Origin of the sequence: Thermaerobacillus caldiproteolyticus (assembly GCF_013761245.1) — a bacterium.
Lineage (GTDB): Bacteria > Bacillota > Bacilli > Bacillales > Anoxybacillaceae > Thermaerobacillus > Thermaerobacillus caldiproteolyticus.
Map to the genome: position 1 here is coordinate 31,267 of NZ_JACDUT010000011.1, position 23,596 is coordinate 54,862.

Annotated in this window: 14 protein-coding genes, 4 pseudogenes and 1 riboswitch; of the genes and pseudogenes, 13 read left to right on the forward strand and 5 right to left on the reverse strand. The window is 37.5% G+C overall.

Going from position 1 to position 23,596, the window contains the following annotated elements; all coding sequences use genetic code 11:
• Window positions 1–108: 108 nt before the first annotated feature.
• The 8 genes and pseudogenes from HNR31_RS14995 to HNR31_RS15030 all read left to right on the forward strand — a co-directional run bounded on the left by HNR31_RS14995 (window position 109) and on the right by HNR31_RS15030 (window position 10,194).
• Window positions 109–1,032: an ABC transporter ATP-binding protein gene (locus tag HNR31_RS14995; protein WP_181557016.1), complete on the forward strand. Its 924-nt coding sequence runs from the start codon at window positions 109–111 to the stop codon at window positions 1,030–1,032.
• On the forward strand, window positions 1,025–1,789 hold the full coding sequence (locus tag HNR31_RS15000; protein ID WP_181557017.1) for an ABC transporter permease: 765 nt from the start codon (window positions 1,025–1,027) through the stop codon (window positions 1,787–1,789). The genes HNR31_RS14995 and HNR31_RS15000 overlap by 8 nt, the downstream gene beginning before the upstream one ends.
• 21 nt (window positions 1,790–1,810) lie before the next feature.
• The gene (locus HNR31_RS15005; RefSeq protein WP_181557018.1) at window positions 1,811–2,707 is read left to right on the forward strand and encodes a sensor histidine kinase; all 897 of its coding nucleotides are present in this window, start codon (window positions 1,811–1,813) and stop codon (window positions 2,705–2,707) included.
• Window positions 2,708–3,667: 960 nt separating this feature from the next.
• A complete protein-coding gene (locus HNR31_RS15010; protein ID WP_181557019.1) occupies window positions 3,668–4,870 on the forward strand; it encodes a macrolide family glycosyltransferase in 1,203 nt (400 codons plus the stop codon).
• Between the two features lie 353 nt (window positions 4,871–5,223).
• Complete coding sequence (locus HNR31_RS15015) at window positions 5,224–5,754, forward strand: GNAT family N-acetyltransferase (protein WP_181557020.1); 531 nt, start codon at window positions 5,224–5,226, stop codon at window positions 5,752–5,754.
• Window positions 5,755–6,179: 425 nt separating this feature from the next.
• Complete coding sequence (locus HNR31_RS15020; protein ID WP_181557021.1) at window positions 6,180–7,553, forward strand: carboxypeptidase-like regulatory domain-containing protein; 1,374 nt, start codon at window positions 6,180–6,182, stop codon at window positions 7,551–7,553.
• 180 nt (window positions 7,554–7,733) lie between these two features.
• Window positions 7,734–8,930, forward strand: a pseudogene (locus HNR31_RS15025) (IS110 family RNA-guided transposase).
• Between the two features lie 385 nt (window positions 8,931–9,315).
• A complete protein-coding gene (locus HNR31_RS15030; protein ID WP_181557022.1) occupies window positions 9,316–10,194 on the forward strand; it encodes a hypothetical protein in 879 nt (292 codons plus the stop codon).
• Between the two features lie 285 nt (window positions 10,195–10,479).
• On the opposite strand, the pseudogene HNR31_RS19470 reads toward HNR31_RS15030, so the two are convergent.
• The 5 genes and pseudogenes from HNR31_RS19470 to HNR31_RS15055 form a co-directional block, all read right to left on the reverse strand.
• Window positions 10,480–11,031 (reverse strand): annotated as a pseudogene (locus tag HNR31_RS19470) (transposase); the annotation flags it as partial.
• 747 nt (window positions 11,032–11,778) lie between these two features.
• Window positions 11,779–12,085, reverse strand: a pseudogene (locus tag HNR31_RS19475) (transposase); the annotation flags it as partial.
• 527 nt (window positions 12,086–12,612) lie between these two features.
• The gene (locus HNR31_RS15045; protein ID WP_181557024.1) at window positions 12,613–14,001 is read right to left on the reverse strand and encodes an LLM class flavin-dependent oxidoreductase; all 1,389 of its coding nucleotides are present in this window, start codon (window positions 13,999–14,001) and stop codon (window positions 12,613–12,615) included.
• A 54-nt stretch (window positions 14,002–14,055) separates the two neighbouring features.
• Window positions 14,056–14,886, reverse strand: a complete 831-nt coding sequence (locus tag HNR31_RS15050) for a MetQ/NlpA family ABC transporter substrate-binding protein (protein ID WP_181557025.1) — start codon at window positions 14,884–14,886, stop codon at window positions 14,056–14,058.
• 75 nt (window positions 14,887–14,961) lie between these two features.
• On the reverse strand, window positions 14,962–16,176 hold the full coding sequence (locus HNR31_RS15055; RefSeq protein WP_181557026.1) for an acyl-CoA dehydrogenase family protein: 1,215 nt from the start codon (window positions 16,174–16,176) through the stop codon (window positions 14,962–14,964).
• Between the two features lie 235 nt (window positions 16,177–16,411).
• A riboswitch (SAM riboswitch) is annotated at window positions 16,412–16,531 on the reverse strand.
• A gap of 374 nt (window positions 16,532–16,905) precedes the next feature.
• Between HNR31_RS15055 and HNR31_RS15060 the strand changes: the two genes are divergently transcribed.
• The 5 genes and pseudogenes from HNR31_RS15060 to HNR31_RS15080 all read left to right on the forward strand — a co-directional run bounded on the left by HNR31_RS15060 (window position 16,906) and on the right by HNR31_RS15080 (window position 23,452).
• Window positions 16,906–17,178, forward strand: a complete 273-nt coding sequence (locus tag HNR31_RS15060; RefSeq protein WP_267240217.1) for a transaldolase family protein — start codon at window positions 16,906–16,908, stop codon at window positions 17,176–17,178.
• A gap of 664 nt (window positions 17,179–17,842) precedes the next feature.
• Window positions 17,843–19,048, forward strand: a complete 1,206-nt coding sequence (locus HNR31_RS15065) for a trans-sulfuration enzyme family protein (protein WP_181557027.1) — start codon at window positions 17,843–17,845, stop codon at window positions 19,046–19,048.
• 1,271 nt (window positions 19,049–20,319) lie between these two features.
• The gene (locus HNR31_RS15070; protein ID WP_181557028.1) at window positions 20,320–20,940 is read left to right on the forward strand and encodes a nitroreductase family protein; all 621 of its coding nucleotides are present in this window, start codon (window positions 20,320–20,322) and stop codon (window positions 20,938–20,940) included.
• Window positions 20,941–20,976: 36 nt separating this feature from the next.
• On the forward strand, window positions 20,977–21,372 hold the full coding sequence (locus HNR31_RS15075; RefSeq protein ID WP_181557029.1) for a DoxX family protein: 396 nt from the start codon (window positions 20,977–20,979) through the stop codon (window positions 21,370–21,372).
• Window positions 21,373–21,884: 512 nt separating this feature from the next.
• Window positions 21,885–23,452 (forward strand): annotated as a pseudogene (locus tag HNR31_RS15080) (IS200/IS605 family accessory protein TnpB-related protein).
• Window positions 23,453–23,596: the final 144 nt, after the last annotated feature.

Consider the following 23,596-nt stretch of genomic DNA (forward strand, 5'->3'; position numbering starts at 1 on the left):
TAAGGTTTTTCTTAAGCTTTTCTTATGTTTTCCTTCTTATAGTAAAAGGGTGTTCAAATGAAAAAGAAGTTCAAGGATGCATAGCCTTGTTTAGGGAGGGAAAACGATATGAATGAATATGTTCTTAGAACTAACAATTTATCTAAGAAATATCATAATAAAATGGCTCTTAATAAAGTGAATTTATCGATAAAAAAGGGATCCATTTATGGTTTGATTGGGCAAAATGGGGCTGGAAAATCAACGTTAATTCGCCTCATAACTGGTCTTGCCTATCCGACAACTGGGACGATTGAGTTATTTGGAAAGAGCAATGAACGAGAGTTGGTCGAAGTAAGAAAACGAATCGGGACAATCATTGAGGGTCCTGCTTTATATCCGCATATGACGGCTTCTGAAAATTTAGAAGTACATCGGCTTTTAAAAGGGATACCTGGGAAGGAATGTATTGAAAAAACACTTGCTCTAGTAGGTTTACAGGATACAGGGAAAAAGAAAGTCAAGAATTTTTCTTTAGGGATGAAGCAGCGTCTTGGACTTGCCATCGCTTTATTGGGAGATCCTGAATTTTTGATTCTTGATGAGCCCATCAATGGATTAGATCCAATGGGAGTAGTCGAAATACGAGGATTATTAAAGAAGCTTAATCAAGAGTATGGAATTACGATCTTAATTTCAAGCCATATTTTAAGCGAACTTCATTTATTAGCAACCCATTATGGAATCATTCATAATGGGGAATTGTTAGAGCAGTTATCGGCAAAAGAACTAAATGAAAAATGCCAGCAATACTTGCATATTAAAGTAGATAATCCAAACAAAGCGGCAACCGTTATAGAAAGGCATTTTGCCACGCAAGATTTTGAAGTAATGCCAGACGGATCGATTAAGTTGTTTGCATATGTAGATTTACCAGGGGAAGTTTCAAAAGCCCTAACAAATGAGGGATTGGTTATCGAACAATTTATGCCAATGGGAGAAGATTTAGAAACCTACTTTACCAATCGCATCGGAGGTGTACAGCATGGGTAACCTTATGAAAACAGAATGGTATAAATTAAGAAAAGATCGATCTTTTTGGGTACTAACATTGTTCTTAATTGCTTTCGCTGTTCTGTATCCTCTTGATCAAATGCGATTATTTGAAGGAGTTTCTAACTTACCTAGTGGAAATGACTTCTATCGGGGTTACGTTCTTTCAATCAACGATCAAATAGTAAGGCTTTTTCCAGCTATTTTAGCGGGTTTCTTTATTGCAAGTGAATATTCGATGGGAACGATGAAAAATATCGCTTCTTCTGGCAATAGTAGAATACGAATTTATTTTGCTAAGTTGACTGTGTTTTCGATTGGATCCATCATAATTTTATTAATATTACCGATTTTAATGACGGGCGCTAGTGCTATTTATTCGGGTTTCAATATCATGCCTGAATGGACGTTTTTTTTCCAAACTATTGGATTAATTACGCTTTATGCAGCAGCCTTCGCCTCAATTATGGCGCTCTTTTCGGTCATTTTTACTGACAGTGGAAAGGCTATAGCATTTCTACTTTTGTTCTTTGGACTTATCGGGAGCTTGTTAGAGTTTTTAAGTGCTAAAGTTTCGTTTTTGGAACCTATCATTACTCATTCTATATTTATGTCACATGAATCAATATTAACCATTGATCAGATAGGTCATTGGAACGGTGATGATGTGTTAACTTTTATCGTTGTTCCAATCTTGACATTCCTAGTATTCGGGATTTTAGGAAGTTTCATTTTTAGAAAAAAGGAAATTAAGTAAGAGAGTGGGCGGGTGATGTATATGATTTATGTAACGATAGTATCTATTACGGTTTTATTATATGTTCTCACCCGTCTATATTTTTTAAAAAAGGAAATCAAAAGAGCAACTCGACAACTCAATGCATTAAACAAAAATAGTACAGAAAAGAAAATAGATATTCGCTATTTTGATAGAGATTTTGAGAAGCTGGCAGAGGAAATTAATAACCAAATTGATTTAACAAAGAAAGCAAAAGCAGAAAAGCGCATGACTGAAAATGAGTTAAAACAGGCGATATCATACATCTCACATGATATTCGCACCCCTATGACCTCGATATTGGGGTATATTCAATTGTTAGAATCAGATGAAATAACTCCAGAGATGAGAAAAGAATATACCCGTATCATTAAAAATGGTGCAATGAGATTAAAGGTTTTACTTGATGATTTTTTCGAACTCTCGATTATCGAACAAGCAGATTATCCAGTAAAAATGGAAATGATTAAATTAAATCATTTGATATTAGAGGTACTATTAGGATTTTACGAGGAATTTAATAAAAGAAATCTAGAGCCAACTATCAATATTCCAGATCATGATATCATCATTATGGCCGATCTATCTGCCGTTAAACGAGTCATAGAAAATTTAGTAGTAAATGCGATTAGACATTCAAGCGGAAATGTAACGATCCAGCTTGAAAAATTGAACACATCCGTTCAACTGACAATTAGTAACTCGGTTCACCAGTTAAGTGAACAAGATTTAGATCATATGTTTGACCGTTTTTATAAAGCAGACCAAACAAGGACTGGAAAAGGTACAGGCCTAGGTTTACCGATTGCGAAAAGTTTAATGGAAAAAATGAACGGGAGCCTTACTGCTGAGTTAAAGGAAAACCAATTATTTATGAAGTGTGAATGGAAATATTAATCGCGAATGAAACCAAACCATACTCTAGAGTTCTGGTCTGGATATCATATCCATACGAGTTCCACAAAATCTAAAAATAGCTAAGGGAAACGAATACTTATTAGAGGTCGATTTTTGATAACCCATTGATTAATTATTTTATAAATCAGTTGATGATTTTTTGGCAGAAGTATAATGCTTCTGTTTTTTATTTTTTTATATTCATAAAAAATTGCTCTAACTTATGATTGAATCAAATTCTTCAATATGTGAAGGATCTAAGCAAATTTGCATAATCGAAATAGAAGAATCTTATGTTTTGGTTTTATTGTAGATATTGATGCTCATACGTCTTTTCCTAAGAAAGAGCTTGACACTACATTAGATATAGTAATTAAACAAATACTATTTGTTACATATGGAAAGGTTTGCTTCAAAAATGTGGGCGAGAATCTAAAATTGAATCAATTTCAGAGCAGTTGTGTGTGACACCAACTAAAGTTAAAAAGCTCTAATGTAATGTTAAAATTAGTCACGATGCTTATAAAAAACATTACGATGTTCTGAAATTCGTTTAGATCCTGTTTTTACAGGGGCTTTTTTATTAAACTAAAGGACAGGTTAGTGAATGAAGGTTATTGAAAAATTATGTCGAACTAATGTAATACTTAAACATTTTAGTACATAACGAGTGTGGGTAAGGATGGTAAGAATGTTCGCTGACAGGTGCAAGAGTTAAAGATTCCACTGCTGTTGTTTGCACTGTTTTGTTGAGTCACTAACTGGCAGTTTATTGAAAATGGCACTATTTTAAATGACTTCGCTTGATGCCCAAATCCATTTTAGATTATAAGGGTGATTAAAAGTTTGAGATTTTCAAATATTGTACTATGATAAATTTAATTCCATTATTTGAGTTGAGCAATGGTATAGAGAGCAGTGTCCCTTGTTCTTACACAATTTACCTAAGGAGTGGTAGAGATGGCACGTGTTTTATTTATTAATGGTGGATCAGAAGGACATATCAATCCGACTATTGGAGTTGTGCAAGAGCTTATTTCGCGTGGAGAAGAGGTCGTGTACTTTACGATTGAAGCGTTTAGAGAGCGGATTGAGAAGACGGGAGCTACTGTACGAACATTTGACGGTCAAAAATTTTTAAAAGCCTTTCTTTCGGGTGGAAGAAATTATTTACTTGAAAGAATCAACGGTCTTTTACGTACGGCAGATATCGTCATACCTAGCGTTCTTGAACAGATCAAAGGGGAGCATTTTGATTACATCATCCACGACTCCATGTTTGGTTGTGGACGTTTACTTGCCCAAATCCTTAAGCTTCCCGCAATCAATTCTTGTACTTCTTTTGCGCAGACAAAAGCATCATTCGATAAAATGCTGGAGCAGCTTTCTAAAGAAATTCCTACAGAAATAGTTAAACCTATAGACGATGAATTTCAACACCTGACGGCCAAGGTGAAGGAAAAATATGGTGTAGAGATCCATTCTCCTTACGAAGTTTTTTGTAATCCTGCACCACTTACCATCGTTTATACAACTAGGGAGTTTCAACCTTTTGGAGAAACATTCGAGCAAACTTACAAATTTGTAGGTCCATCCATCTCTTCACGATTAATGGAAGAAAACTTCGATCTTACTGCAATAAAGGGGAAAAGCCCGATTTACATTTCACTGGGTACGGTCTTTAACCAAGCAATTGATTTCTATAAGCTTTGTTTTAAGGCATTTGGGAACACTGATCATACTGTTGTCATGTCTATTGGGAAACAAAATCAAATATCTGATTTGGGGGAGATTCCTAAAAACTTCATTGTAAAAAATTATGTTCCGCAAACTGAGGTGCTGAAATACAGTAAATTATTTATTACACATGGTGGAATGAACAGTACCAATGAAGGTCTCTATTATGGGGTTCCGCTAATTGTAATTCCACAAAGCGCGGATCAGCCGATCATTGCCGGGCAAGTTGCCAATATCGGAGCCGGTATTAAATTACAAATGCAAAGCTTGACTGCAAATCAACTACGTGAAGCTGCAGATCATGTGTTAAATCACCCATCTTTCCATCAGACTGTTGCAAATATTAGGGAATCCTTTCAAAAATCGGGTGGGTATCACCAAGCTGTTGATGAGATTTTCGAATTTAAAAGTCAGTATGGTATCTAAATAAAGAAATTTCACGGCTGCCATTATTGTTGACTTTTTCTTAGTGGTACAGCAACTTCTTTTAAAAGCTGGATTGTGAAATTTATACTTAAATTAACAGATGCTTTAGTTCAATAAGAACTTATAAAAATGAATAAACTTTTTCATAAAGAAGTTACTCGCTCCATTAAATAAGAACATGTATTGATTCACCTTTTTTCAAAGTGCCCTATTTTTTATATTAAGGTTGAACCTCTCGGGTAATATATCCGCGAGAGGTTGTTTTTAATTTTCGGATTTGTTCAAAAGAAAAGCGCATTTTATAGTCACTCATCCATATTTTGCAGGGTGATGCAGTAAAGGTGGGAACTGCAATGAAAGTTAATCCAAAAGAATTTTTGATGAATGATATAAGGCCTGCAATAGAAGAGGATGCAAAAATATTGTCTGCAATAAGATTGCAGATAGATGGTGAAACGGAAAATCTAGATAGAGAAAAGGGCGAGGCGTACATAGATGAATTAGGTTTTAAACAATTAATAAAAGATGATGCAGAAAGTAGCAACTTATTTTTAGTTGCGGAAGCTCATAAGAGGATAGTAGGTTTTTCCAGATGTGAAAGGAACAAGCTAAAAAGATTTTCTCATAAAGCTGAATTTGGTGTTTGTGTATTAAAAGAATATTGGGGATATGGAATAGGAAAAAATCTTCTAAAAGAATCGATTCATTGGGCTGACTCAAATGGAATTAAAAAAATAAACTTAAGTGTACTCGAAACCAATGACAAAGCTATAAAGCTATATAAAAAATATGGGTTTGAAGTAGAGGGGATTTTAAAAAAGGACAGAGTTCTATCAGACGGTAATTACTATAATACCATTTTAATGGGAAGGTTTAATGAATAGTAGTTAGAGGGCGATAAAATTTTAAAATGTATTGAACTAAACCAGCAAATAGAAGCCCAGTTTTATTCCATTAAAGGGCGCGATTGTTGAGAAACATAAGAAAAAATAATCAAACTTTTTTATAAAAACTAATCTTGAATCTGCTGGAGAAGAATCCATTTTGATCAATCTTTTTTCAAAATGGATTCTTTTTATTTATCGTAAAATGTGAGCTTACGAAGTGTTTTTGCTCATACTTTATTTTAAAGCTACAATTACTCGGCGTCTTTGGGATAGCCTATTTTTATACTGATGCAAGAAACCCATGAATTGCGTTTAATGGAACAGACAAGAATATTTGAAAAAATTATGAAATGTCCTTAATAATCGTGAAAAAATTCCGATATATATAGATGAAATAAATTGACATTTCTAAAAAAAGGAGGGTGTTTGAAATAAAAAAAATTATTGTTTCGTTGCTTGTTGTGTTTTTATTACCATTAATTGGAATATTAAGTTCTGCTAATGCTGCTGAAAACACGGACATGTCAAAGGTGACATTTAATGGTTCGCTAGAAAAAAAGAACCAAAAAAAGGATTATAAAAATCCGGAAGGGAATATTAAAGTATTAGAAAATAAAACTCGGCCGGTGTTAAAAAAGAATCTCGCAGCAGCTAAAAGCAATAACAGTGTATCATCGAATGCAGCTATACAAGCATTGAATGATTCTCCAAACAATGCAGCAGGTATTGAAATCGGTAATATTTATACAGACTATATAACAAAAGATGGACAACAAAAATGGTATCACTTTACTAATGAAACTTCCGGAAAATTGACGGTTATTTTGCAAACAGTTCAGTCGTCTTCTGTTGATTATGACTTACATCTTTTTAAACTAAATGAAGATACAATGACCTTAGACGAAGTAGCTAATTCGACTTATAATGCAGGATTAAATGAGCAACTGAGTCTAATAGGTGAAGAAGGTACCTATTACATGGTAGTCAACTCTGTTTCTGGTTCCGATCCAGATTCACCTTTTGCCTTTTTGGTGGAACGTTCTTCATCATACGATCAATATGAACCAGACGATAATATTTATCAGGCTTCAGCCTACATGAATAATATCTATCAAAACAAAACGATAGATAATAGCTATGATATGGACTGGGTAATACTTCAGGTTGATACAGAGAAAACGCTTACCGTGAATTTAAATAATCCAACATCTATAGATTACCAACTTGATATTTTTGACCTCTCATTAAATCCTTTAGCTGGCCTTGAAGATAATACTAATTATTCAATAGTTTTTCCCGCCGGAACTTATTTATTAAGAGTACAATCGAGATCTTGGGATTTTGACCCCAATCAAGAATATACGCTAGATATTCGAGAAAAGGCAGGAAAAGCAACATCTGTTGTAGTTTCAAATATTGATACGAATGATAATGTAGAAGGTTATATAAATTATGGTTATGGTTATAAGTGGAGAATACAAAATTTTATGAATATTGAAGGTCAACTTTTGGATGAAAATGGATTATCCGTGCCATATGCAAATGTTGAGGCAAGAATAACTACAGCATTAAATAATGAAGTTTATTATGCATCAAGTACTACTGATCGTAATGGTTATTTCACTATTTCATTTACATCTATACCACCAGCAGTAGGTAATTTTAGTTATGCTAACTATGCGAGCTACCACTATTTTGATATAATACCACTTGTTTTTCTATCTAATGGGCAAATCTTAAATTCAAACGAAGACTCGTTATACCATTTTGCTTATTCAATATATAGGCCACACTAAATAGGAGCATTCCTGTTAGAAGCTTTTTTGGGAACTTGAATAAAAAAGCCCTCTTGGTATGATTCGGGAGTGTCAATCTGATGAATTGCCCCCCTAATTTGAATACCAAGGAGGGTTATCATGGATTCTATCTCAAACAAGAAGATTAATTAAGTCACCGATCAAACGCTGATTGTTGGCATGGATATTGCGAAAAAAGCATTATGCTTGCTTTGTGGATGAGCGAGGGGGGGAAAGTCGTTTCCCGTTCCACAATCCAGAGAAGGATTTGAACAGTTATACCAGTGTGTCATGAAAGCGATGGAGGAATTCGGAAAAACCGAAGTGATCGTTGGCATCGAGCCAACAGGATACTATTGGCTGAACCTCGCCTATTTCCTTGAAGAAAAGGGGATTCCTCTTGTGATGACGAACCCGATGCACGTGAAGCGCCCAAAAGAGCTGGACGACAACCTTCTAACTAAGCATGACGTCAAAGATGCGCTCGTCATTGCCCGGTTAGTAACAGATGATTCAGCTACCCACGTATTCTCAAAGGGATGGAGGCTGAGCTGTGTGCAGGGGCGACGTTTCGATCGAAACTCGTGAAAGAGCAGAAGGCGGTTCAGAATCAAATGATTCGCTGGCTCGATCGGTATTTCCGGAATTTACGCAAGTCTTTCCGTCTTTCGGAAAAATGGTGCTCGCTGTGTTGGAACAGACGCCGTTTCCATCGGATCTGGCAGGGAAAGAGATTGAAGAAGTGCTGGCCCTTTATCGGCAAAGCGAGGGATTACAATCCCCTCAAAAGCCGAAAGCGAAGAAGCTCATGGAACTAGCCCAACACTCCATTGGCGTAACGGAAGGACAACGGCTGGCCCGTATCGAAATTGCCACGCTTGTCCGCTGATATCGCCAACTGGAAGAAGAAATCGAGGCACTGACAGAACAACTGATTGAACTTGCGCAAACATCTGTGGAATACGAATGGCTCAAAACGGTTCCGGGTTTGGGGGATGCGACCATCGTGGAACTGCTATCAGAGATCGGGAGTTTCTTGCATTATCAGGCTCCGCGGCAACTCGTCAAATTAGCGGGCCTGACACTGCGGAAACATTCCTCCGGCCAACACAAAGGGCAGAAACGGATCTCGAAGCGTGGAAGGAGGCGATTGCGCTCTCCTCTTCCGTACCATGATGTCGATGATACGTCATAACGAAGCGTTTTGCCAGCTTATTACACGATACGACCTGATAAACCCATTGCGCAAGAAGCAATCCATTGTGGTGTTATGTGGGAAATTACTGAAAGGTACTGCACGCGGTGTGTACGAAGCGCCAAGCGTTCGATGCGAAGCGAATGATGCGGGACATCTTTGGTCTCGAAACGCCAGCTTGATGCCTGCATGCCTTGCGATTCCCTAGACAATAAGGATGACACGGAGAAGCTGTCACGATATTCAACGTTCGACTTTAGGCCCCTAAAAGAGCTTGCCGGCCTCTATCTGATGACTAGACCGAACGAAGGAATATAGACACACTGATGCCAAGAAACATGGAAGGGTCCGTCATCATAAGTGATGCAGAGATCCAAGGTGCATCCCATACGCTTCCTCCCCACTACAACTAAATTTAATTAGTAGTGGTCGCGAAGCGTACCCATTCAATGTAATATATATATTTAGGAAATAATGTTAGAAACTGTGTCGAAAACATTTTTTTGACACCCCTAAAACGGCTACAACCATTGATATATCAACGTTTATAGAGGGAGTGATGAAATCTTGAACAATTCCGTTAGTTTCAATTATCATACTTTAAATTTTAAAAATGTTCAGCGTATCCCATTGAATCAAACAGCACTATCGGTCAAGATCAAGAATGCATCAAGTATAACGTTGGATAAACTGACACTTTCTGATGTCATCGGTAATGTAACAACATCTAATCAAAGGATAAAAGTTACTGAAGTGAAGGGTGAGGAACAGCAAAACTCCGATTACGACCAGTATTTCTCATCATTTTTTGAAAATCTAGAAGGGGTATCTGAAGAAGAAAAAAATCAACTATCTGGATTAGTACAAGCAGCATTAAAATATAATGGAGATTACTTTTCAAGTTGGACAAGTGATAAGGCCAGCATGTATTATCTACAGACTCAAGAAAAGTTGAATCTTATAGCTGATAACGTCGCGAGTGGTTCTATAAAGGATCAACTGAAGGCGATAACAAAACAGTACACGAGTGATAAATTAAAACAGATTGTGAATGCATCATTGGAAACCTATCAAATTATTTATGATCGGTTTAAGGGAAAAGGCGGCCCGTACAGTGAAATAGCCAATCAAATGAAAAATGCCATAGAAAAAATACAAAATGGCAATCACGCGGATCAAGTCTCACAACAACAATTAAGCCAGTTATTTTCCGGTTTAAACACAAATTCCTCTTTTCAAATCGGATATGAAAAAATTATGAGGGGATATAAAGAAATTGAGAAAGGTAAACTAGGGAAATACTGGAATAAATTCTCCGAGGCAGATGTGGACAAGACCATTAACATGCTAAGAGAGGATTGGAATGATTTTGTCAGTCAATTTCAAACGTTTGAACCGTATAGGATTTCAATTGATTCACAATCTAGGATTGATATGAAAATATAATGGGGGTTGGAGAGTCAGTTAGCGTAATAAAATAGATCGAAAGGGAGTTTTGGTTTTAAAAAAACCGAATACTCCCTTTTTTTCATGTTAATTTCAGGATCAAGTCCAAATGATTGTGTAAATTCCTCTTTGATAGAAAACATGGACCTGATGACTTGGCGCATGGTAGGTAAATCCGGCAAGTCTCCCTACTGGTCGTCTTCCCGGAAAATGATCCAAGGGGCTTTCCCGGCAGATCCTCGCTTCGCTCCGGCATTACATGTCCTCCTTAACATAGCGAAGAGGTTATCCTACTCTTTTCATCGCCGAAGCTTCTTGATTTATCGACCGGGTTCCTTGCTCTTTCGTTTTTTGCCACTGCCAATATTCGGACATATCCAAGTATTTATGTCCTGACATCCATTTTTCGTCGATTTCGATCAACACAGCACCAACGAGGCGATACACCGATTCCCAATTTGGAAAGATGCGGATTGTCCGTTCTCTACGGCCAATGTCTTTGTTCAGCCGTTCCACCCCATTGGTCGTGCGCAAGTGACGCCGATAACGGTCCGGATCGCCCAATATAGTGTGGCGTCTTCGAGGATTTGCAAGGCTTTTGGCGCCCATCTATCCATTTGGCCAGCACTTTGTTTCAATAACAGTCGGGTCGTTTGCTTATTGGGTGCATGAAGAACTTCGTGGATCTCCTCAAGCAAGGCATCCTCCATATACTTTGGTGCGGCATCGAGGATATTGCGAATAAAGTGCGTTTGGCATCGCTTGCCATGTCGTTCCTTGGAAATGCTTCTCCATGGCCTGTACCAGCCCGCCGTGTTGATCCGAGATGATCAAGTCCGATGTTTCAGTCATTCGAAAAATTCGCTCTTTATGAATCCTATAGCTTTCTTGATAATTATCAACGTATAACCAAAAGATTACTTCAAAACTTACTAATCAAGGTAAGAGGCATGCATTTTAAACAAGTCGCTTACGAAACCGGATTAGGGCATTCTACTGTCATTCGATTATTGATCAGCACTATTCTTATACGAATCAATCCCTTCCAACAATTTTAGCGATTGATGAATTTAAAGGGACAACAGAAAGAGGAAAATATCAATGTGTCGTTGGGGATCCAAGTCGTCAAAAAGTATATGACATAATCGAAAATCGGACGCTATCCAAACTAAGAGAATATGAAAACTTAATGGACTTCCTATATTGATTTATAAACCAATAGTTATATACCGTGAAGGATTGAAAAAGGTTTACCTTGGCGCATTTTTAGGCCGTTGCACTTTTTAATGCAACAGTCCAAAAAATGCGTTTTATTTTTTTACCTCCTTCCCAAGTACGCTCCTTCCTTTGCCTCACCCCATTATAGGCGCGTAAAGGGTCTTGCTCTCTTCGGACGGCTTGGGGAAGCCAAGTCGGTTAATGTAGATTATATGACTAGTTATAAGAGAGAAATGAACTTCCCATTCAGATCTTCGGAATAGGTGTTGAAAGTGTGGCCTCTTTTTTCGTTACTGGTGCCATCCCGCCCATTATGTTTCTAGTTTGTTTTACGCTAGGAGGCAGGCGATAAGCTATCTGATCTTGGACGTCTTGCATCATTCGTTTCCCATCAAACACCTGTTGCTTCGTACCAATCGTAAACAACACTTTCAACAGTTTGCCGCATAACACCACGATCGACTGCTTCTTTGCGCAGCGGATTCACCGCCTAGGTCGTATAGTACTCATGCAACGTACGAAACGCTTCATTGTGTCAGATCAGGGGCATTATCGCCCGGAACAGCAGGGCGCACAGCCGTTTTCGTCCTCGTTTTGGGGCTCCGTTTTTGTCCTTTGTGCTGGCCGGAGTTTTTTCCCTGAGCATCATGCCCACTAATTTGATCAATTGACGCTAGTTGCGATAAGAAGGCAAAGCTTCCAATCTTGGAACTTATTTATTAAACGAAAGCAACCGATTGATGAATAAATAAATAAATTCAGTTATTTATGATAGTAATTTGTTTGTTGACTGTTAAAATTTATCTTTTTGTATCCGATATAAAAAATAAATAATAATAAATAATAGCAATATTTTGAGAAAGTTGCTATTACATTGATAAAATTTAATATTTGTAGCTTTAGTTGTATTATCTTATCAAGACGTAAATCGTAAAAAGTCATAATCATCCATTCATTGATCATCCTCTTTTCAACATTCCTGCCATTTCAGTACGTGAATATTCAGAGTAATTATAGTTAAATCGCTTGAATTTTTAGCTCAAAGGAATAGTAAAACTATGATGATATAATTTTAGTTCCATAAAACATACCTCCGAAGTAGACATAATGTGATTCTAACATAACCATTAGGGTTATCTTTATTTTTGTGTCTACTTTAGAGGTATTATATCATCTTTGATATTGCCCTTTTTACAAACACTACAAAACAAATGATTTCATACGATAAGCACTACCTGGATGATCTTCTGGTAATAATCTGCTGCCATGATTAAATAGCTTTTCTCTTAACGTTCCTTGTTTGTATTCAGTCTTATATAAGCCTCTTTTTTGAAGTATAGGAACAACCAATTCAATAAAATCCTCTAGGCTAGAAGGTGTAACAAGATGATTAAGATTAAATCCATCCACACCTGAAGCTTCAAATCGATATTGAATGGCATCTGCTACTTCTTCTGGATTTCCTACAATGATAGACTCCCGATCTAATTGTTCAAGTTTTTTAAGTGCCTCACCTATCGAAAGTTTTTTAGATGCATCTTTCGTAAGAGAAGCCGCCTTATAATGACCGTGCTCTGTATTTTTAAATTCAAAAGGATCATTTAAATCCTTTTTTTCGTATTCTGCTAGATCGTAGCCACTTGCTCCACCAAATTGAGCTTTTGAAGCATCTGGACTCCACAAATGATTTAATTCTGTAAATTTTTGTTCTGCTTCTTCCGTTGTCTTTCCAACAATAACCGTTAAAAAAGCAAATACTTTGATATTATCTGGGTTACGGCCATACTTTTCAGCACGTCTTTTTATGTCATTTGTATAGTATTTAATTCTTTCTGGTGTAGGGCCACCAACAAAAACACACTCAGCATGCTTAGCTGCGAATTCTCTGCCTCTTTCTGAAGTACCTGCTTGATAGATTACCGGTGTACGTTGTGGAGATGGTTCACAAAGATGCGGGCCTTCGACGGAAAAAAACTTTCCTGAATGATTTATTTCATGTACTTTGTCTGGATCAATTAATGTACCACTCTGTTTATCTTCAATGAATGCATTCTCTTCCCAGCTGCCTTCCCAAAGTTTATATGTAACTTCTAGGAATTCGTCTGCAATATCGTAACGTTGGTCATGCTTGATCATTTCTTGAAGACCAAAATTTTTCGCGGCATTTGGTAAATAAGAAGTGACAACATTCCAAGCAATTCTTCCTTTCGTCAAATGGTCAAGAGTAGAAAAACGTCTTGCGGTACTAAAGGGATGTTCGTAAGTAGTACTAACTGTTAAAGCAAAGGACAAATGTTTCGTAACACTTGCCATAATAGGAATAACGAACGCCGCATCATTCACTGGAAACTGAAGGCCGTCACGTATAGAAGGAGCTTTACTTTGACGATATGTATCATATACTCCTAGTACATCCGCAAAAAAGACCGCATCAAACTTACCACGTTCCAAAAGTTTTGCCATCTTAATCCAATAATCGATATCCTTATATCCTCTTTGTCTCTTGCTTTCAGGATGTTTCCATAATCCGTGTGAATTATGCATAGCACTTGCCATTTCAAACGCATTTAAAATAATTTGTTTTGCCACACTCTCTTCCTCCCATTTTGTTAAAAATTATGGAATAAAGAACTGTTTTTGCATTTATTTAAACCAATCAGGCCATACATAACCTTTGTATTCTTCATCCTCTTTAATTAATTTTTTAAATTCCTTTGATTTATAAGCTGCAATGATATCTTTTACAAACTTAGCGTTTTTATCCTTTTTTCGTACTGTAACCCCATTTAAATAGTAAGAAGGCGTCTTTTCTAATGCGACTGCATCTTTCAATTTTAATCCAGATGAGATAGCAAAATTCCCATTGATAAAAGAGTAATCAACATCCCCAAGAGCTCGTGGAAGCTGTGCTGGTTCTAAAGGTTTTAGAACAATTTTTTTATTATATTTTTGAATATCCTTTTCTGATACTTTTGTCGGATCAATTCCTTTTTTTAGTTGAATCAATCCAAGTTGTTCAAGCATAGCAAGAGCTCGTGCCTGATTTATCGGCTCATTAGATAAAGCTATTGTCGTTCCATCCTTGATCTCGTCTAATGATTTATGTTTTTTGGAGTATACTCCGATAGGCGCGGTTGGGATTTTAATAACTTCATAAAGCTCCATATGTCGGGTTTTTGCAAAGTTCTTCATATAAATTTCATTTTGAAATACATTTGCGTCTATTGCACCTTGGTCTAAAGAGATATTAGGTTGAACATAATCGTTGAATTCAACTATTTCCACTTTATATCCTTTTTTCTCGAGATAAGGCTTTATGGCTTGCTTTATTTGATCACTATACGGTCCAGCAGTTGCTCCAAGTTTAATTGTCTTAGTCACTGAACTATTTGCTTTTTGAGTCAAGCTTGAGCATCCTGACAATATAAGAAATACTAGCGCAATAAACAAAAATGGTATTTTATATGCTTTCATTGTTCTTCCCCCTAAATGTGTAGTGCAAAATGGAAAATCTTGTTTTACATAAATGTCTTACTAAAAATAATAGATTTAATTGAAATTTTGTAATGCTTGTTTTGCGAGTAAAGAAATAACGGTATCATCCATTGGCGGATTATGAATTCCAGCTCTAACATCTCTATAGTATCGTTGCAGTGGGTTAGATTTTTGTAGACTTCTAGCTCCTACGATTCTCATCGCTAAATCAACGACTTTATTGGCACTGTTTACGGCAATATGTTTAGCTGCCGCTAATTCTCCGCTCATTTCCATGCGTTTTTCTGGGTATGTATCCCACCGATGTGCGACAAAATAAAGAGTATGTCTTGCTTTTAATAGCTCTAAATCCATCTCGCCAATTTTTCTTTGAACCTCTGGAACATCTTTGATTGGGCTAGACAGACTATTCGGTTGATATTCAGAAGCAAAGGAAATGGCATAATTTCTAGCTGCAATCGCAATCCCAAGAAAGCATGCTGGAACATGAAGTAACCATGCCCTCCCTATATTGCCTTTCGATGATTCCAATTGATCCAATTCCACCAGTGAATCTTCTGGTAATTCCACTGGATCCAGTACAAGATCATCACTCCGCGTGCCTCGCATTCCAATCATATCCCAATTTTCTTCGACTTTAACCCCATTAAGGCGATGGTCAACTAAAAAAGATCCGACTTTCCCCGATTCTTGAATGGTGGCTGTAACTAATGAATAATCAAGAGCTATTGCCATAGATGAAAAGGATTTCCTTCCTGTAATCACCCATTTGCCATTTCTTTTGATCGCTACCGTTTCAGGTTTTCCGCCTCTTGTAGGACTTCCCGTTCCATTCTCTGTTGCCAATCGATTAATTAGCACTTTATTTTGTACAATTTCATGACACAGCCACTTAAATTTTTCGCTATCCCATGTTTGTCTTTCCCTTAGATCATAAATAACGCTAAGATGCCAACCGATGCATAAAGCTGTGGAAGCATCTCCCTGACTTAATCGCTCTTGCATAAGAAGAAATTCATACAGTGAAATTTCTTCTCCACCATATTGCTTAGGAACAGTAAGTGATTGGTAATTACAATCTTTTAGCTTTTGAAAATTTTCAAATGGAAACCTTCCTTCTTTGTCTATATTGTCAGCTTTTTCGTAAAATCGTTCAGCAAGCTCTGATGCTTGATGTAAAAGAAATTCTTGGCGTTCATTTTGTACAAATTTTCTTGATAACTCATCAGATAAATAAGAGGGGTAAGTTTTTTTACTTACAATGCTCAAAATGATTTCTCCTTTCTGGTATTTTTTATAGGCGTATCAAAGAATTTTTTGTAAAACATCTACATGCATTCAAGAATCTACTCTTTTTATCATTTTGTCCTCCTATCCTTATAATTTAATTTTATAAATTCTATATGAATACTAGGATTAAAGGCGCTGTTATCTCATATAGATTTAAAAAATGAGCAAATAGATAACCCTCTTCCGATGAAGAGGGCAACTTTATAACGCTGACCTCTCATCTTTCAAGTCATCATATCAGATGACTTGTAGGATTTAGCACCTTGTCAAGCAATTTTGCTTGAAGGTTGCCGGGCTTCTTTGGGCCTAGTCCCTCCACCACTCTCGATAAGAGAAAATTAACTTAATATTCAGAGTTTTATCTAACAGTATATAGATGAATAAATATTATGTCAATGTTTTTTTATTTTATTTACTTTTTGGTCAGTTGATTGTTTGTTTGATTCTTTCTTCCGGATAATCTTCCTGAATGTCAATTAACTATTGAAGCTCTATAGCTCCCAATCAAGTTTGTTGATTTCATTGCAAAATAGCTGTTCTTCAGAAGACAAAATCAGTTTTTATGATGAAGTATCAAACATAAAGTAGTCCATAGTATTTTATAGGGGTGGTTAGAATGAGATTATATATTGATTCTGCAAATACAAAACAAATTCACGTTTATGTGAATATTTTCCGACTTCGGGTGTTACTACTAATGCTTCAATTATAGCCAAAGAAAATCAAACTTATTTAGATTTGTTAAAAGAAATTCGAACTATTTTAGGTAATGAAAAAGAACTGTTTGTTCAAGCTCTTGGCGATAAGGCTGAAGAAGTAGTGGCTGAGGCAGAATATATAATTGAACAAATTACTGGAAAAGTTATCATTAAAATTCCGGTTACTGATGAAGGTATTAAAACAACTAAAATATTAAAGGAAAAAGATCGATACATTAACGACAACGGTTTATACATCTTTTCAAGCTTATATTGCGGCTAGTGCAGGTGCATCTTTTCACTCCGTTTTCCTATGTTCGCATTTTTCATTCTGCGTTTCTAGCGGTGATCCAACTGTGGTTGTTCGTCATTTGTCATCCTTTTTTCTTCATGATTCATCCGCTCCTTGATTTACTTGTGTAGAGCAGTATAGACAAGGATCAGTGTCGGTTAAACATGTCGGAATTTCAAACTGAATTTATATAGAACTACCGATTTACTTTTTTTTAAAAAATTATATAATATCTATTAAGTTACGAAATGAAAAAAAGTTCTGTCAATTAAAAGAGAAATCCGTACCGACCAAAATACTAGCTAGTACTTGTATATGTATAAGTCGAGAGAATTCTTGGGAGTGATGTGAGAGTTCATTCAAGTAAATCGGGGTGATTGAAGCTTTATACTTATAAGAATGGCTACCATAAAGTTACCGTGAGATAATGGTAGAGTAGATTTTTACCATTATTTAAATCAAAGATGAGTTTCTTTATATTTTCATCGATTATTTCATTACGTATTCTGAGAAAAAGTGTAGAAATCTTGCAAAAAGCGGAATATTTCGGTTGACGCTAAATTCTTTGCCACGAAGATGGATTGGTATAGATCGGAGCTAACTGTGTTTATCGTCTAGTAGTTGAGTATTTAGAAAAGCAAAGGAGAGAGAGCAGATGAGCAAACGTGATAATCATGAAGAGTTGAACCTTGAAGGACTCCGAAACGAAACCTTGGTCGTACATGCTGATGATTGGGTAACCAATGATGGGGCAGTGGCTCCGCCGATTTATTACACAGCTACGTTTCGTGCCCATAATTCCAGTGAATTCGCAGAAATGGCGGGAACCCCTCGTCATCCGCGGTATTACACGCGTTATGGTAATCCAGTGCATGAGCGTGTAAAGAAAATTATGGCTGAGCTTGAAGGAACAGAAACCGCATTGGTCACTGGCTCTGGGATGGGTGCAATTGCTACGACCATTCTAGCTCTAGTCAGTGCAGGAGATCATGTGATTGCACAGACGCGGCACTATATGAGTACTGCTAAGATCATGGATGAGATGCTACCGCGATTTGGTGTTGAAGTGACTATCGTCGAACAGGCGGACATCAATGCCTTTGCTGAAGCGATACGTCCTAACACAAAGCTCATCATGGTGGAGACACCAGCTAATCCGACTTTGGTGTTGACGGATTTGGCTGCTGTGGTGGAGTTGGCGCGCCCGCATGGAATTATCGTCGTAGCCGATAACACGTTCGCATCGCCGATCAATCAGCGTCCTCACGATCTGGGAGTTGATGTAGTTATTCACAGCGCAACAAAATATTTGGGTGGACACCATGATTTGACAGCTGGTGTCATCTGCACCAGCGAGGAATTAGCTGAGCGTATTTGGCACACGCATATTTCAATTGGTTCGGTTCTCTCTCCAATGGATGCGTGGCTATTATTGCGTGGTCTGCGCACGCTTCCGATGCGGATTGAACGCATCAATGCCAATGCCTTAGCCTTGGCTGAGTTTTTGGAAAAGCAGCCACAGGTTGAGCGGGTGTATTATCCCGGTCTTCCTAGTCATCCACAACACGAGTTGGCAAAACGTCAGATGCGAGGTTTCGGAGCAGTAATTGCCTTTGCCATTAAAGGTGGATATGAAGAAACTCAGCGGTTCGTTTCTGCATTGAAACTGCCTCCTAACGCGGTGAGCCTGGGAGGAATCGATTCCCTTGTGGTACATACAGCCGCAATGTGGGAAGGAGTGATGACCGAGGAGCAGATGCGGACAGCTGGAATTCCGTCCAATTTCGTGAGATTCTCGGTCGGCATCGAGCATATCGATGACTTGAAAGCGGATGTGTTGCAGGCTCTTCAGGTAGTTTAACGCCGCATTAATTATCAGTGAAAATGTCCCTAAGCAAATCAGATTTATCATCAATACTATTGAACATCTTCGAAGATGCAGAGGAACATCTAGTAGATTATTAAAGAGATAATGATGATGTTGCAAAACTAGAATGAAAGCTCAAAATTATGCATAATTGCACATGGAATCAATAGCGATGAAACCGATACGCGTGGCTGTTCTAAGTCATCATTCTTTAACCAGTGAAATCATTTACTCACACGTGAAACCATAGAAAAGTGCGGAGCTTTGTTGACTCCATAAATACGACATTGAGTATGTTGACCAACTGACGCAAGAGCTCAATGGAAAATAGCAAACATTTCAACAGCGATTTTTTCGAAATAGGCGGACGACCTGTCACATAAAGTGCTTTTGGTAAAGAAAGTCGAGTGATATACTGAAATAAAGCCTGTAAAAGAGGATCCATTTTTCTAGACATTGTATGTTCAATGACAAAATTGGAATCATGATAGTGTTTACCCCTTGGGATTGTATTTTTTGGCTAGTGTATATGGTTGCCAAGGGGGATTTTTTATGCCCTATTATGCATTCATTATTCGTTTGGCAACAGGTTCAATGTGTAGAAGCCCATAATAAAGGTTTTTATTGGAATCAAAGCGAGAAGGAAAATCGGGAAAAAGTTGAATGAGCGGAAAAAGAGTTTGTTTTTCTTCCCTTTTGCTCTTTTTTCAGCCAGCAAGACTCTATACGCAAATAGAAAAATCAACGAATTTTATTGTGTTTTAAATGTTGGAAAAAAGCATAAGAGCAAGCGAGAAAATCGTTTGATGAAGATAGATCAGGAGATGAAATGGCCCTGCAACGTTATAAGAGTTTCATGTTGACAAAATACTAGAGTTTGCGGTATTATTATCTCGAATTAAAGATAATTTAATCCGAGATATTTTTGTAAGGATGCACTAACGAAAAATTGTTTGGTTCTTATGTGTGCTTATTAAACATAATAATTATAGAAACAAAGGATGAAACTGAGTCTGCTGTTTTCATTAAGAAGGATCAAGCCATCAAACATAAAAGTATAATTCGAGGCATCACTGATGTAAGTACAAACCTAATGAATTTTCTTCTAACCTAAGCATAAAAAGCGGATCGGGGAGAGTGTCGAAGCCTTTTCGCATGGATAGAAAAAACTTTTAAAAAGTATAACACTAAGCAAATGAACGGTCATCTTTCGTATAATATCTCGGATTCATTATATTTTAATTTGAAGTAATGGGGGCATAATCATGGAGAATTTTGAACAATTGGTAAAAGAACGCCGGTCTGCAAGTAACTTTCTTGAGAATCATCCGATCAGCACCAAAGAACTTGATGAGATTTTTGAGCTAGTCAAACTGGCTCCATCAGCTTTTAACTTACAGCACACAAACTATTTAGTTGTTCTTAATCCTGAGTTAAAAGAAGAAGTAAAAAAAGCAGCCTATGGACAACATAAAGTGTCTACGGCTTCAGCTGTCATTGTGGTTTTAGGTGATAAAAAAGCCTATCGAGAAGCTGCCCGCATTTACGAAGGTCTTCTTTTGCTCGGAGTTCTAAATAAACAAGAATTCGATCAAATGGTACAAGATACGGTGTCATTTTACGAAAGCAGAGGCGAAGCTTTCCAACGGGATGAGGCCATTCGGAATGCCTCTTTATCTGCGATGTTATTTATGATGGCCGCAAAAAGTAAAGGTTGGGATACCTGCCCAATGATTGGATTTGATCCGGAGCATTTAAAGCAAGTATTAAACATCTCTGACCAGTATGAGCCGGTGCTGATGATTACATTAGGAAAAGAAAAAGTTCAAAGCAGAAAACCAAGGGGGTACCGCAAACCAGTTGCTGAATTCGTCACTTATTTATAAAAATAGCTTAAAAACATCTTTAGGAGGGATACAAACATGATGAATATCGGTTTATTAATGATTCGCTTAGTGATTGGATTAACATTTATGGGACACGGGGCGCAAAAATTATTTGGTTGGTTTGGTGGTCATGGATTAAAAGGGACAGGTGGCTGGCTGGAGTCGATTGGCATAAAACCAGGCGTAACGATGGCGCTTTTAGCAGGATTAGGAGAATTTGTTGGGGGAGCTCTATTCGCAGCAGGTTTCCTTACTCCAGTAGCTAGCGCTTTGATTGTCATTACAATGCTCGTTGCTATTGTAAAAGTTCATGGTCCTAATGGGTACTGGATTACGCAAAATGGATTTGAATATAACTTAATATTATTGGTTGTAGCTATTGGTGTTGCTCTTATTGGACCTGGACAATACGCGCTTGATGCAATTCTCTAGTTAAGAAGTAAAAAGATATAAGTCAAGTACGGAGACAATGAAAAATATTTATTTCCTACAAAAACTCGTTTAGGGATTGAAGGGGAATCAGAAGCAATTCTGACTACCTTCAGTCCTTTTTTATTTGCATAAAAGCGGGAAGGGAAAATCGAGAGAATACGCTTGGTACACAGGGAATGAAAGGAATGGAAAGGAGGGAGCTGTATCCCTCCCATTTATTTTATTACCTATATTTTTCAAAACTTATGTTGACCCTCACGTAACGTGATACTTTATAGTGAATATTGAAGGGAGGTATAAGTAGCTTATTAAACATCTATAAAAATGTATGAAATAATGTAAATATCTCCTGTTATTGGACATGAAGAGATGGATGTTTGTTCCCCATCTTTTCAATCATCACCGATCTTATGCTAAAAAATCATCTTCCTATTCCTCATGTAAAAAGGAAATGAAGAAGATTTAGCGAATATATGTTCTGGAAGATCGAAACATAGGGGGACGGCAAGGGGATGAAAATGGTTCGGGTGATGAAAATCGTTTCTAATGACGAATCACAACTTCGTTTGTTGGATGAGTTGATGCGCGTTTTTTGTTCAGCGAAGCGATATGCATTCAACCGTTTGCTAGAGGGAAGGAACACAAAAGAAATCATCAAGCACCTTCCGCACCAATTCCCGCTCAACAAACGGTATGCCGAAGACGCGGTCTTGCTTGCTCAATCACTGATTACTTCTCAACGTGAGTTACTTCCCATGCGGCTAGAGGATGTGCAGGCGAAAATCGAAAAAACAGTGAAGAAAATAGATGAATACCAATACGGACGAAAAACACCGAAGAACATCGATCTTCAAACGTGTTTAGACGGATTACACCGACGATTAGAAAAACTGAAATCCAAAGAAGATGAGCTGCAGCGACATCTCGACCAAGGAACGGTTCCAAGCGTGATTTTTGGCGGAAAACAACACTTTTATAAGCGCTTGAAAGGAAACATCACGAACGAAGAATGGAAAGATTTGCGAACGAATCAGTTGTACGCAAGAGGCGATAAAAGCAAGAAAGGAAATTTAAATATTCGCCTGGTGTATGACGATAACACGTATGAATGTTATGTGGAAATCGCGAATCCGCTTGGACAACCAAAAGGGAAACACGCTCCCCGCTTGAGGTTACCTGTGTCTGTTCCTGAAAAATATGAAGATGAAATCATCAATCTCGTCATGGGGGAACAAGTCGGAGTGAATGCAAAAGGCAAGCCGATGATCCAATATCAACCATATACCGTCGAAATCAAACGCAAGAACGGGGAATATTATGTCCATCTCATCTATGAAGAAGAGGTATATGGCAGAGAACTGACCTACGATGAACCGATTCAAGGGGAACGAATCGCTGGAATTGACATCAATATTGACCGTATCGCCGTAAGTATCATTTCGAAACAAGGAAACTTTCTCCAATCAAAAGTGTTTTACTGTCATGAACTGGAATACGTAAGAGCGAATAAACGAAACAACATCGTTGGAGAAACAGTACGAGATGTGTATAACTGGCTGCTTCAAGAGAATGTTGGGGCAGTGGTCATCGAAAACATTCAACTGAGACAGCAACATGATACGGACAAGAAATTTAACCGCTTCACTCACCATTTCAAAAAGAAAAAACTGACTGACACCATCATTCGCCGGGGGTTACGGCTTGGCTTTCGTATCAAAAAGGTGAATCCAGCGTATACAAGTGTCATCGGACGTTTTAAGTATATGAAGAAATACGGTTTATCCGTCCATGAAAGTGCCGCTTTTGTGATTGGTAGACGAGGATTAGGTTACAATGAACGATTGCCAAAAGAACTCATTGACACCATAAAAAAGAAAGTGAAACACCATTGATTGCCATGTTAGGGTCAATGGAAGAATCCTACAAGCAATCGAACAGCGGAACGAAACAACGACAATATCTAGGTATGATGCTGAAAAAGATAGAGAACTTCAAAGAGGAACATGAGTGGTCATTATGGAACATATTGCACAAATGTTGTTGGCTGAACCAGTATCAAATTCAACTAAAGGAGGTGTAGACCTAGTTACTAAAATCGTTGTCGTGTACTGACCGATGGAAGGAATGGTGCACGACAGGTGCTGTCGCTAACAGCGATCCACGGGCTGTCTTTCACAGCAGGTGAATGACAAGGGAAATCCCTTCCTGATGGAACTCAGGTGTT

What these genes read in the sequence shown, in the direction of transcription:
- HNR31_RS14995 (WP_181557016.1), top strand. Translation starts at nt 109, where the DNA reads ATGAATGAATATGTTCTTAGAACTAACAATTTATCTAAGAAATATCAT.
- HNR31_RS15000 (WP_181557017.1), top strand. Translation starts at nt 1,025, where the DNA reads ATGGGTAACCTTATGAAAACAGAATGGTATAAATTAAGAAAAGATCGA.
- HNR31_RS15005 (WP_181557018.1), top strand. Translation starts at nt 1,811, where the DNA reads ATGATTTATGTAACGATAGTATCTATTACGGTTTTATTATATGTTCTC.
- HNR31_RS15010 (WP_181557019.1), top strand. Translation starts at nt 3,668, where the DNA reads ATGGCACGTGTTTTATTTATTAATGGTGGATCAGAAGGACATATCAAT.
- HNR31_RS15015 (WP_181557020.1), top strand. Translation starts at nt 5,224, where the DNA reads ATGAAAGTTAATCCAAAAGAATTTTTGATGAATGATATAAGGCCTGCA.
- HNR31_RS15050 (WP_181557025.1), bottom strand. Translation starts at nt 14,886, where the DNA reads ATGAAAGCATATAAAATACCATTTTTGTTTATTGCGCTAGTATTTCTT.
- HNR31_RS15065 (WP_181557027.1), top strand. Translation starts at nt 17,843, where the DNA reads ATGAGCAAACGTGATAATCATGAAGAGTTGAACCTTGAAGGACTCCGA.
- HNR31_RS15070 (WP_181557028.1), top strand. Translation starts at nt 20,320, where the DNA reads ATGGAGAATTTTGAACAATTGGTAAAAGAACGCCGGTCTGCAAGTAAC.
- HNR31_RS15075 (WP_181557029.1), top strand. Translation starts at nt 20,977, where the DNA reads ATGATGAATATCGGTTTATTAATGATTCGCTTAGTGATTGGATTAACA.